Genomic DNA, 12,011 nt, shown 5'->3' on the forward strand with positions numbered 1-12,011 from the left:
ATGTGATAGGTAATTATGATGGGTATTTATGTAACAACTCATTTTATAATCCGGTTGAAGAGACAATTTGTCTTTTCAGCCTTTTTATTTGGGTTTATGCTGGCAAGAAGATTGATTCCTTCCTCATTTTGAAGGTAAACTATGGAAGGCATAGCAAGCAAGGCTATTATTAGCGTGGAGGGATGCGAGCGTGAGTCAACTCTTGAGGGAAATACCAGGTGCCAGTGCATGGAGCAACGTGCAAGAAATACATAAGGGCTGGTCCAGTGACAACAAGTATTATATTCAAACCGCTGACGGTAGGGAGTTACTATTGAGAATTTCCGATTTCACCCAATATGACAAGAAACAGCGAGAATTTGAATCCGTAAAAAAGCTGCATCATATAGATAATATTCTAATGTCCCGTCCGCTTGATTTTGGGATATGCAACAGCGGACAGTCGGTATACTCTTTATTTACCTGGGTCAACGGGGAAGATGCTGAAGGTGTTATCCCATCGTTAAACGCCGAACAGCAGTATCAACTCGGGTTTCAGGCGGGAGAGGTATTGGCTAAATTGCATGAGATTCATGCAGAGCAGGACCTGGTCCCATGGGCTGAACATTATAATGCCAAAATCAACAGATATATCAGAAACTATAAGTCATGCGGTATTGCTTTAAAGGGAGCAGATCAAACGATAAGCTTTATTGAGCAAAACCGTCATCTATTAGAAAATCGCCCCCAGACATTTCAGCACGGGGATTATCATGTGGGCAATATGGTGGTTACCCCATCTGGTGAACTGGGGATCATTGATTTTAATAGGCTGGATTATGGTGATCCCTGGGAAGAATTCAACCGTATTACCTGGTGTGCAGGATTAAGCCCATTATTTGCTTCAGGTCGTATTCACGGTTATTTCAATAATGATGTACCGGATTTATTTTTTAGATTAATGGCACTGTATATTGCAAGCAATCAGCTTTCATCGATTCCCTGGGCCATTCCATTTGGCAAAGAAGAGGTAGACGATATGGTACAACGAGCTGAAGAGGTTTTGGAGGCATATGATTACTTTCAAAACTATATCCCGAAATGGTATCTACCTAGTTGTCCTGACTTGTAAAATATGAAGACCGCCGCTCCTGAGAGTGACGGTCTATTTATAGTGCTTTATGATTGTTTCTTAATCTTATAGGTGAATTCCCAAACGGCTTGATGACCTGAGTATCGTCCACGATTTTCAGTAACAGTGACTCTTAACTTAACGGTAGAACCTTTGGAAGAAACCGAAGAGACCTTTACATTTTTCGTGATTTCGCCTACATCAGGAATTTTGTCTTGTTCCTCAGCGTACGCATACAGCTTAATGCTGCTACCCGACTTGGCTTTTACTTTTACGCTGTTACCTTCACTAATGGACTGACCAGCCACCTGGGCAGCGATGGCCCAATCGTTGCCTACATGGTCATTCGAGACCAGGGTTGCTTGCTGAAACGTAACGATATACGTGGATGTTGCTGAAGCTGCGAGCGCGTACGTTCCATTGAAGATTAGGGATACCACTACCAATAAAATAGCCGATGCTTTCGCCCATACTTTATTCATTTGCCTGTCCCCTTCAATTAAAATATCGAGGAAAATCCCTCTATTCTAATTATCGTTTGCAGTAAAAAGAATTGTTAATGGTTGGTAAAAAAATAGTTTAGTATTTTATTGCATTACCTATAACCTAATATGATGATGACTTAAATTTTAGTATAGAAAAGGAAGATGAAATAGGATGAGAAAAATATACAATGAACAAGAAATCATAGAAATGACCGTTAAGCTGCTCGAACAAACTTCGATGTACGAAGAACAGTATGAGCAATATGTAAGCCGACCTTTCCGTACAGGTTTTTATGATGATCTGAGTCCGCATGTGAAAGTTGGCAAACAGGGGTACACGCTCCAAATGTATGAAAGAGGCGTACAGATGCTAAATAAGCTTACCAAAGATGTAGAGGATGTGATGTATTGGATCATCGAAGATACGATTCATATCATTGCTCACCTAAATCTGCTTCGTAAATATAAAGTAGATAACCGAAATACTCATCTAAAATATACCAAGGAGATCATGAAGGAGCTGACAACTGAAATAAATAAAGCATTTTATGAAATTGGAGGAATCTATCAGGAATGGCATGAAGCGAATAGAAGGGCAACGTTGGAAAATCCATTAAAGTAACTAAAACGTAAAGAAACAGTTGACAATCTTGGAGGTGAAATTTACAATTTTATATTAGTGATAATGATTATCAATATCACTAATTTTAAGTATGCTCTACAATTACAATATGTTAAAGGAGAATTTACAACATGCATTATATGATGAGCAAGAAATTTTACATGATTTTGTGTGCATTATTCGTAATAATCTTCGTTATTTCAGGGTGTGGAAATGCTGGCAGTTCCTCAGATTCATCTGCTCAACCTGCATCTTCGGCGAAGGAAGAGGCAAGCAGTGAGTCTGGTACACGTACAGTGTCTACGATAAAAGGAGATGTAAAGGTGCCTGCTAACCCCCAACGGGTAGTGGTGAACTGGTATATTGGCGATGTATTCACGCTGGGAATCAAGCCAGCTGCGGTATTTGGTTGGAAACAAGAAACCATGCCTTTTTACGATAAGTTTAACGGGATTCCTGTTATTGAAAAATGGGAGACTGAGGAAATTATGAAGTACGATCCAGATCTCATCATTACATATGATACAAAGGATTATGATAAGCTGTCCAAAATTGCACCTGTTCTTGTAATACCTGAGGGTAAGATGACGTCTGTGGAACGGATGAAATTCCTTGGTCAGGCCACAGGACATGAAGCAGAAGCGGATAAAGTGATTTCACAGTTTGAAAGCAAGTTGAGTGAGGCCAAAGAAAAACTAAATTCCGACATATTCAAAGACAAAACGTTTAGCATTTTTGAGGACTGGGGCAGTGGCTCCTACGGAATATATTATGAAACAGGCTCACGTGGAGGAACGTTGATTTACGATTATCTAGGACTTCACAAACCGAAAAAACTCAACACATTGGTTAAAAATTCTGGAGAGGGGAGAGGTTCTTTATCCTACGAGGTAGCTGCTGAATACTTTGGCGATTATGTCCTGTGGTTTAAGCAGGAAGGCAAAGAATCCGAATATGCGAAAACCAAAATCTGGAGCAGTATTCCAGCCGTCAAAAATGGGCACATCATCGAAATTCCAGCGAAATATGCAGGACTGTTCTACTATTCGGACGTTGCTAGTATGACAGGACAGCTAGATTATATTATTGGAAAATTACTGGAGCAAACGAAGTAATGATGCATATGTGACCAACTAAGGGTGTAATCAATGTCTACTCACAAAGAACGAAATAAAAAAGGAATATTTCATTTTGTAAGCTACATGATTGTGGGCGTGTTTCTGCTCATGATAGTTTCCGCAGCATCCATCACCTTTGGTGCTGCGGAAATGAGCTTGAAGCTGGCATGGGGGGCTGTATTTCAATTTGATCCCAATATTACGGAACACCAAATTATTCATACATTGCGTTTTCCACGCACTGTGGCGGACATCATTGTTGGGTGTAGCCTAGCTGTGTGCGGGGCGATCATGCAGGGAACGACTCGCAATCCATTGGCCGACTCGGGACTCATTGGTATAAGCTCAGGCTCGACATTTGCTATTGCACTATGTATGGTCTTTTTGCCAGGGCGCACCTATGGTGAAACCATGCTGTATTCTTGCTTGGGCGCAGCAACCACCACAGGAATTACGTACTACATCGCGTCTATAGGCAAACGGGGGATGACGCCTCAGCGCTTAGTGCTAGCAGGAATGTCCATCTCTATGCTCTTTGGTGCGTTCAGCACTTTTCTCGCAATTAAGTATGAGATTGGTCAAGCACTTGATTATTGGTCTGCTGGTGGTACAGCCAGTGCCAAGTGGAGTGAACTGGCTTTCATTTCACCACTATTTGTAGTGGGCTTGGTCTGTGCTATCGCCCTGTCTCCCTCCATTACGATCTTGAGCTTTGGAGAGGAGGTGGCATCAGGCCTAGGAATTCGAGCGAATAGAATCAAGCTATTTTCAACCTTAATCGTATTAATTTTAACGGGGTTATCGGTTATTGTAGTCGGTCCTGTTGGGTTTGTAGGTTTGATCGTGCCACACATTATACGCTATCTGGTCGGTACAGATTATCGATATATTATTCCCGCCTCAGCGTTGTATGGAGCAGTGTTTCTACTGGCAGCAGATTTGCTGGGTCGAATGATTAATCGCCCTCATGAAACGCCGCTAGGCATAATTTTTGCTTTGGTCGGCGTACCCTATTTTCTCTACCTTGTGCGCAAGCAAAGGAGGGAGTTTAGTTGAATCTGTCCCGCAATAGCAGGGGTATAAGCATTATTTTACTGTTAACTGTGTTGACACTGCTGGTTGCTGTACTCAGCATGAATGTCGGGAAAATGAATCTGTCCCCACTCGAAGTTTTCAAGGTCATCATCGGCGAAGGAACGAGCAAGCAGAATCTGATCGTATTTGAATTTCGACTGCCACGTATTGTGCTTTCCGTATTAGTGGGTATTGGCATGGGGATATCGGGTTGTATTATGCAAAGCTTGCTCAAAAACGACATGGCCAGTCCAGGGACACTAGGCATCAGCTCGGGCTCGGGGTTATTCGTGCTTTTATATATTACGCTGTTCGCTAGTGAGGGATTACTATCGCCTATTATTCTTCCAGGGCTGGCTTTTGCAGGTGGGCTCACAGCAGCATTTTTGATTTTTATGTTTGCTTTTAGGCGGGGAAGAGACATTTCACCTACAGGCCTAATTTTAACGGGTGTTGCTATGGGGAGTGGCTACAGCGCATTGTCGCTGCTACTGACGCTCCGACTAGACAAGCAACAGTATGATTTTGCTCTGCGTTGGCAGGCTGGAGACCTGTGGGGGGACGACTGGAACTATATTATGGTGCTGCTTCCCTGGGTGCTGGCCATCTGCTTTTATGTTTTTTACAGGTCTAACACACTCAATACGCTGAACTTGGGCAATCAGACAGCATCGGGGCTTGGCGTAGCCATTAAAAGGGAATTTATCGGCTTGACGATCGCAGCAGTGGCTCTGGCTTCTGGTAGCGTGGCACTTGGTGGGAATTTCTTTTTTGTGGGCATGGTTAGTCCCCATCTGGCTCGCAGGTTGGTAGGACCCAATCATAAGCTGCTGTTACCTACTACTGCATTGGTTGGCTCGCTCGTTATATTGATTGCTGATACCCTTACACGCACGATCAGTTTTGGTGCTGATATTCCAACCGGAATCATAATCACTATCTTGGTTACCCCTTATTTTCTCTATTTGTTGTCGAAGGCCAGTTAAAGTTTAATAAACGAAAAAAACGCTAACCCACTTCCATGGAAAATATGGATGGGTTAGCGGCTTGTAAATAAAGCCTAATCCTTGGCATAATTCAGACCCAAGCGATAAGCTTGGTCCAGCAATATTTCATAATGAGCAGAATTTGAACCCAGAGTCTCATCTAAGAATTCAACCTTGGAGTTGGAAACACCGCAATAATCTGCAATACCCACATTCAGCAAATGAGTAATCATTTCATCATATCTACGCTTTTTCAGCTGTTCTTTCGAAACGCCGGACAAGCCAATCCACAAGATATGCTGATGATGAAGGTGATTCGAACCGTACGCAAACCCATTGTTCCATACACGGTCAATATAACCCTTCAGCATAGCTGGCAAATGCCACCACCAAAGTGGAAAAATAAATGCCAACGCATCATGCTCTTTCAACCGCCTTATTTCCATTTCTACTTCAGGGGAAAAAGACTGCTCCGCAACGGACCAATCCGGTTCATCTACTCCTTTTAAAACAGGATCAAAACCGATCCCATGCAAATCCAATATCTCATAATCGTGGCCCGCATCGACAAGACCTTGTACGAAACGACCGGCAACCTTAAAGGTCAGGGAATCTTTTCTTGGGTGTGAAACAACGACTAGTACTTTCATGTTTTCACTACCTTTCTCAATAGGCTAACTTCTAGGCATGCTCCATGCTTGCTGCTATTATAAACATTAGGAAAATAATCTGGAAGTACGCACTTTTACGTTCTATAGGATAATACAGGTGCCATAGGAACATGGAAGTGCCCTAGGTAGATTACCTAAATTGACCTGAGTCACGAATTGAAGTGATGGGTTGTTTTTAGCAAACGTAGCCTTCTAAAGGAGGATAAAGGAATGAATGAACCGACCAAAAATAGGGTTCAAAAGAAGTATCAAGTTGGAGTGGAAGCAGCTTTAGAGGTAATGGGAGGAAAATGGAAGCCTTTAATTATCTACCATCTGATGACAGGACGGAAACGATCGTCTGAGTTTCGTCGGTTAATGCCTGGCATTACTCAAAAAATGCTGACCACTCAGCTCAGAAACCTGGAAAAGGATGAGATTGTTACACGAGAGGTTTATAATGAAATCCCACCTAAAGTGGAGTATGAGTTAACGCAGTACGGCTGGGGATTAAAACCCGCACTAGACCATTTATGCTATTGGGGAGAGAATCACCTGGATAAGATCCATGGAGACAAATCCAAGGTTTTGGAAGAATTTCAAGGCTGCGATTGATATGAAGCCCTTACAAAGCATTCAATCAGAAAAGCTTGCGAAGGCTCCACTGTCGTATGACAATATAAAAGGCCTATCTGCCGGTCATTCCGTTATCATAGCTTAATTGCCATTCAATTCCAAACTTATCTTTAAGGCTACCGTAGCATTTGCTCCAGAATGTTTCTTGAAGCTCCATGTTTACGGTCGCGCCTTCTTTTAATTTGTGAAAGTATGATCGAATTTTCTCCTCGTCCTTATTGACGATGGCGAGGCTGATGTTGTTTCCCGCAACAAAAGGCATACCAGGAAAAACGTCTGAAAACATCACATTACTTCCATCAATATGAAGCCGCGTATGCATGACCAGATTTTTGGCTTCTTCTGGTAGAGGATAATCGGGGTTGGGCGGTGCTTCCCCGAACGTCATGATCTTTGGCTTCTCAGTCCCAAAAGCATGTGCGTAAAATTCTGCTGCCTCGCGACAGTTTCCATTAAAGTTAAGATAAACATCAACTGACATCTGCGTCATTCCCTTTTGGCTGATTTTTTACAGGCTAATTTCTTATTTTCATTATTAACCTGTGCACAAGCAAAAATACACTCTTGCTGACATGCTAACACGTAGCCGTTAAGGGGGGAGCGTCTTTTAAAGGAAAGTAACCCGCAAAAAGGATGCTTGCCCTTAAACAAACTTTTTGCGGGTTATGATTATGGATTGTCTAGATGGAAATCAAGTTTGGAGAGGCTGGATGATAGAGCAGATGACGTGAAATGTCGCCGGGATGCTGTACGAAAAGTGGTCCCCAAGCAGGATTGGTGTCGTGCATCAGCTTTAACAGCGATATCATCCGATTAAATATAACTTGCAGATCCGCTTCGCGAGAAAGACCCTCGGTGATAGCAGCAGCTACCACATGCGCAGCGTAGAAGCCGGAACGGTGCTCGTCAGTAAGCGAACCTGTAGTTTGCAGCAAGGTTCGTAAAAGTGCGGCGACGCTCTCATCCTCGTTTCTCCAGTTCTGGATTTCATCCAGACTGTGGTTTTCAAGGCTTACAAGTTTAGTCTTCATAATGGATTCTGCCACAATACGTGCAGAACGTTTTGCTGTGTTAGCGTCGATAGCTCTGCCGTTAAGTTTAATATTGGAAAAATCCTTGTCGGTTTCCGATTCAATGATTTCCGCCCATGCTCCAGCTTGGTCAAATTCCAACAGTGCAGTGGCGTAGGCACCCAAGTATCCCCGTAAAATATCTGCGGCGTGTGGATCACGGGCAGGTCCCTCATTTCGAAGTTGAGCCCTGCCGGAAAACGCGGCATTCATACCCCGAAAATAACCGACTAAACCAATGGCAGCTGCTGGTCCCAAATTTAGGACACCCAATACATCAGACGCGGTTTCATCAATGCGAGAAGCCCAGTAGTCCGGTAGCCCTTGTCCAATATTTTCGCTGTTTAATCTGTTTCTGACGACATTGGCCAACTCTTGAAGTAGACCCAGATCAGCATGCAAAATATCATGACCACATACTTCATGCGGGATACTGGACCAAGCCATTAGACCGTTTGTCGCATGTGCAGGAGGAAGGCTAACTATAGCTGCTTGCACTTTAAATACAGCTGTGGCGTCAGCGGGCCATGTGTATGGGCCATTTTCCGGCGCTCCCCATTTTACAAGAGCTGGAATGATGCTGAGATCTGGTTCTTTTATTCCTTGGCGATCTTCTGCGCTAAGAAAACCGTCATACAGGTCGCTCACAATTTCCTGAAAAGCATCGGTCGCGAGGACATTGTAGCCTTCTCCATTTTGCAAAATGCTCTGAGCGATATCCAGCATGAGTCCAGCAGCTCTAGTTCTGCTTGGGTCCTGAATTAAAATTTCAGTGAAGCCCTGTTGCCCGAGCTCGTCCAGTTCTTTAATAAACGGACTTGCAACCGTTTCTTGATATATTTTAGGCAGCTTGGCTTTGGCCGCGTGGAGTCTTCCCATCAGTTGATGATAGTCTGTAGGATCTGATGGTCCCTGAAGATTGGAGAGCACAGCCTTCTTCACATTTTCGATACAAAGAGACATGTTGGATACATCCGGTTTGGTAACAGTAGTGATGCGATTTCTTTCCAGCATTCCTTGCATAATTAGTTTACCTCCCAGTTTTTTTGAATTAAACTACAACAGGCTGCATCGTATTCCACAAACGCTTCACCTGGCACTTTCCATCACGAAACGTTAAAAGATAGAGATCCGGATTTGTTATCTCCTCCAGAACAAAGTCTGGAGCATAGTGATGCAACAGAAGTGTTAGGATCAAGCGATGGGTGACTAACAGAAAGGTGTGTTGATCGCTTTTCAGCAATTCTTCCGTTAGGGAAGTGACCCGGGTGATAACCATTTCATCCGATTCCTCTTCGGTAACGCCTCTTACTCCTTGCTCTCTAAGGCGGTTTCCAGGTGGACCAAGTTTGATTTTTAATCTTTCTTCGATGATTTCCGCAGTCTGCCAGGCTCGCGTATATGGACTGGAAATCAAACGGTCTACATGTAAATCTTCCATTTGGGACAGAAAACCAGCTAACTGTTCCGCCTGATTAAAGCCATCTGAACTGAGTGGAGCATCTGGCTCATTACCAGTTCCAATACCGTGGCGAGCCACATATAACTTTACATCAGTACTCATTTAACACCCTCATTTTTCGGATAAAATTATCCTTTAAAGGAATTTAAGTAAACATTTTTTTCGCCCAGAGACTAACATGTGTGAGCTTTCACATGATTATGCTGTCCTTTTTTTGACACCTAATTTTTGCGAAGTTAAAATCTAAAAATCAAAAAAAAATATAACTATAACAAACGATTAAAAGCTACTTATCCAGTTTTATAGTAGATCAGGACTGATATACATAAATATTTTCAATTCATTGCTTCTGTTTTCGAAACAAATGGGCATTATGTTCAAAGTAATGGTATGATAGCTTAGTTAAATCTGAACGACTAGTCATGGAGTGATTATAATATGGGTGGAAAAAGTAAGGGTGGCGGAACCGGCAGAGGTACGGGAAGTAAAGGCTGGACACGCTGGAACAAAACAGCGAAGCCAGTAAGGAGAAAAAGTGCTGCTACCGGTGCACCTGGAAATACAGCGACCGGAGCTGCAAAAGACGCTGCTGCCAAGCCAAATGGGAATCGAGGCGGCAGAAGTAAGTAAGCCGAGCATGTATAGGGTTGTTTTCAAAGTCGAACATCTGATTATGCATATGTAATCAGATGTTTTTTTAATAAAACAATGCAGATGCACTCTCTATAGTTATCTATAAATCTGATACTACAATGTAAAGGAAGTGAATCATGCGAATTAACAAGTACATTAGTGAGACAGGATTCTGCTCACGTCGGGAAACGAACAGGCTGATTGCAGCAGGGCGGATTACAATTAATGGTAGCGTATGTGAAGCGGGTGCGGAAGTAGAGCCACAGGACATCGTGTTAATTGATGGGGAAACTATCCCAGTTAACCGTAGTAAACCCGTTTATTTGGCATTAAATAAGCCTATCGGCATTGTATGTACGGCAGCGGAGCAAGTGGAGGGCAATATTATTCGTTATGTCAATTATCCTTCACGTATTTTTGCCATTGGCAGGTTGGATAAGGCGTCAGAAGGGCTCATTTTATTAACGAACGATGGAAGCATTGTTAATCAAATGATGCGTTCCGAGCATGGTCATGAGAAGGAATATGTGGTGACTGTAGACAAACCTGTTACAGATGAATTTACACAGACCATGTCTCGTGGCGTTGAAATATTGAACGTCATTACCAAACCGTGCAAGGTTGATCGTATAAGCGAATACGAGTTCCGTATTATTTTGACACAGGGTCTAAACCTGCAAATTCGTAGAATGTGCAAGGCATTGGGCTACAGGGTGCTTAAGCTGGAGCGTGTTCGAATTATGAATATTACATTGGATCATCTGGAGCGTGGACAATGGAGACATCTTGAGAAGGAGGAACTGGAGCTACTTCTTGCTAAATTGCAATAATGAGTACAACAAAAGTTTATTTGAAGGCAATATGTTCATACGGCCTACGCAACTTAGTGATACTTTTTACGTAATTTCAACGAGCCGCCTAACTTACCCACCAGCCATAGCACAATAGGAAACACAATACCGAAAATCATGGCGTAAAAAGGCCATACTGAAAAAAACTTGTTTATAAATTGCATGTTTGGCCAAATAGAATGAACCATTGCTATTGCGATTAGGATCAAAGGAACTAAGAGAGCGTTAGCGTTTCGAAGGCGAAAAGCATCTGCAAGCCCTTGTGCTGAAACATATAAAAGCAGTGCGAGTCGGAAAAAAATAGTGACAAACCAGAACACTGCAACGAAAATTTCAAACCGTTGAAGAAACTCTCCGCTACTGATTGTTCGGTTAATAAAAAAAGTAGGAAATGTCAAATTAGATACAACACCTTCACTCATCACGGCGATTATTTGTAGAACCATGAGAAAATACATGCCGCCGCTAATCAAAGCAGATGTTATCACTGTCTTTCTCCACTTTTTTGGATCAGGGATGTACTGTGCAAAAAAAAGATACAGAAATGCCTCAAGATAGGGAAAGGCAAACAAATTGAACGAAGCGAGAACGATAGGGTTCAAACCATACTCAAAAATAGGGAGCACATTATCTATTTTGCTCTCAGGAAGAAGGGTAATCCTGACTAAAAGATACAGAACAAGAAGGAAAAAAAACAGGATTTCCGCACAACGGCCAATTACAGCTGGGCCTGATCGAACGGCGAAATAAATGACTATAAGCATGATGAAATATATGGCGTCGGGGGGAGTTTCAGGCATAATAGCTATCGTGATAAAGTCGCCTAGATTTCGAAGCGTCATGATGAACACAAGAAAGGGAAAGAAAAAAATGAAAACGATACTGATCGTTCCGCCCAAGGGACCGAAGAGGCAACGGAGATGCTCTACGAAAGATTTCCCCTGTATTTGCCTAGCGATGGAGGTATATAAAGGTATCAATAACAGATGAAACCCTAAGGAGACTGGGATGGAGAGCCAGGCATCTTGTTTAGCGGCAGCGGTAATTGCCGCTGGGAGTACCAGATATGCGCTTCCTATTTGATATAATGCAAACCACATAATAGCTTGTCGAACGGTCAAGTTGGAATTCACCCTAATACCTCCTTAAGATAACATTTCTGTAAGTAACCGACTTATCGGTTGAAATAGGATTTGAATGCCCGTTAGTGGAGTCGGCAGTTTAATGCTGACGATCCGTAGGATAATTAATATAACGCCTATAATCAACAATATTGAGCTGAATACAATTTCACGTACATATTGTTTCTCTTT

14 protein-coding genes are annotated in these 12,011 nt (G+C 42.6%); 8 read left to right on the top strand and 6 right to left on the bottom strand.

Annotated elements, in window-relative coordinates:
• Positions 1-190: 190 nt before the first annotated feature.
• Positions 191-1,111, top strand: a complete 921-nt coding sequence (locus tag C400_RS0124205) for an aminoglycoside phosphotransferase family protein (RefSeq protein ID WP_017428526.1) — start codon at positions 191-193, stop codon at positions 1,109-1,111.
• Positions 1,112-1,158: 47 nt separating this feature from the next.
• Here C400_RS0124205 and C400_RS0124210 read toward each other — a convergent pair whose 3' ends face one another.
• Positions 1,159-1,593 (bottom strand): hypothetical protein, encoded by a 435-nt coding sequence (locus C400_RS0124210; RefSeq protein ID WP_017428527.1) that lies wholly within the window; start codon positions 1,591-1,593, stop codon positions 1,159-1,161.
• Positions 1,594-1,768: 175 nt separating this feature from the next.
• Between C400_RS0124210 and C400_RS0124215 the strand changes: the two genes are divergently transcribed.
• The 4 genes from C400_RS0124215 (at position 1,769) to C400_RS0124230 (ending at position 5,396) form a co-directional block, all read left to right on the top strand.
• Entirely contained in the window at positions 1,769-2,218 is a 450-nt protein-coding gene (locus C400_RS0124215; protein WP_017428528.1) for an immunity 63 family protein, read from the top strand.
• Positions 2,219-2,349: 131 nt separating this feature from the next.
• Positions 2,350-3,333, top strand: coding sequence for an ABC transporter substrate-binding protein (locus C400_RS0124220; protein WP_017428529.1), 984 nt, complete (start codon positions 2,350-2,352; stop codon positions 3,331-3,333).
• Positions 3,334-3,366: 33 nt separating this feature from the next.
• Positions 3,367-4,392 (top strand): FecCD family ABC transporter permease, encoded by a 1,026-nt coding sequence (locus C400_RS0124225; protein WP_017428530.1) that lies wholly within the window; start codon positions 3,367-3,369, stop codon positions 4,390-4,392.
• Complete coding sequence (locus C400_RS0124230) at positions 4,389-5,396, top strand: FecCD family ABC transporter permease (protein ID WP_017428531.1); 1,008 nt, start codon at positions 4,389-4,391, stop codon at positions 5,394-5,396. Before C400_RS0124225 ends, C400_RS0124230 begins: the two co-directional genes overlap by 4 nt.
• Positions 5,397-5,470: 74 nt before the next feature.
• Here C400_RS0124230 and C400_RS0124235 read toward each other — a convergent pair whose 3' ends face one another.
• On the bottom strand, positions 5,471-6,046 hold the full coding sequence (locus tag C400_RS0124235) for an NAD(P)H oxidoreductase (protein ID WP_016818994.1): 576 nt from the start codon (positions 6,044-6,046) through the stop codon (positions 5,471-5,473).
• Positions 6,047-6,277: 231 nt separating this feature from the next.
• Here C400_RS0124235 and C400_RS0124240 point away from each other — a divergent pair, with 231 nt between their 5' ends.
• A complete protein-coding gene (locus C400_RS0124240; protein WP_017428532.1) occupies positions 6,278-6,661 on the top strand; it encodes a winged helix-turn-helix transcriptional regulator in 384 nt (127 codons plus the stop codon).
• Between the two features lie 73 nt (positions 6,662-6,734).
• Here the strand turns inward: C400_RS0124240 and C400_RS0124245 are convergent, their stop codons facing one another.
• From C400_RS0124245 to C400_RS0124255, 3 genes are all read right to left on the bottom strand, one after another.
• Positions 6,735-7,163, bottom strand: coding sequence for a VOC family protein (locus C400_RS0124245; protein ID WP_017428533.1), 429 nt, complete (start codon positions 7,161-7,163; stop codon positions 6,735-6,737).
• Positions 7,164-7,362: 199 nt separating this feature from the next.
• Positions 7,363-8,775, bottom strand: coding sequence for a hypothetical protein (locus C400_RS0124250; protein WP_017428534.1), 1,413 nt, complete (start codon positions 8,773-8,775; stop codon positions 7,363-7,365).
• A 28-nt stretch (positions 8,776-8,803) separates the two neighbouring features.
• The gene (locus C400_RS0124255; protein WP_017428535.1) at positions 8,804-9,316 is read right to left on the bottom strand and encodes a histidine phosphatase family protein; all 513 of its coding nucleotides are present in this window, start codon (positions 9,314-9,316) and stop codon (positions 8,804-8,806) included.
• A 336-nt stretch (positions 9,317-9,652) separates the two neighbouring features.
• Between C400_RS0124255 and C400_RS0124260 the strand changes: the two genes are divergently transcribed.
• Together C400_RS0124260 and C400_RS0124265 are read left to right on the top strand one after the other, a co-directional pair.
• Positions 9,653-9,844 (top strand): DUF3934 family protein, encoded by a 192-nt coding sequence (locus C400_RS0124260; RefSeq protein ID WP_017428536.1) that lies wholly within the window; start codon positions 9,653-9,655, stop codon positions 9,842-9,844.
• A 140-nt stretch (positions 9,845-9,984) separates the two neighbouring features.
• Positions 9,985-10,677, top strand: a complete 693-nt coding sequence (locus C400_RS0124265; RefSeq protein ID WP_017428537.1) for a pseudouridine synthase — start codon at positions 9,985-9,987, stop codon at positions 10,675-10,677.
• A gap of 53 nt (positions 10,678-10,730) precedes the next feature.
• Here the strand turns inward: C400_RS0124265 and C400_RS0124270 are convergent, their stop codons facing one another.
• Complete coding sequence (locus C400_RS0124270) at positions 10,731-11,831, bottom strand: GerAB/ArcD/ProY family transporter (RefSeq protein WP_017428538.1); 1,101 nt, start codon at positions 11,829-11,831, stop codon at positions 10,731-10,733.
• Between the last annotated feature and the right edge of the window lie 180 nt (positions 11,832-12,011).

This window comes from Paenibacillus sp. ICGEB2008 (assembly GCF_000307675.1).
Taxonomy (GTDB): domain Bacteria; phylum Bacillota; class Bacilli; order Paenibacillales; family Paenibacillaceae; genus Paenibacillus; species Paenibacillus polymyxa.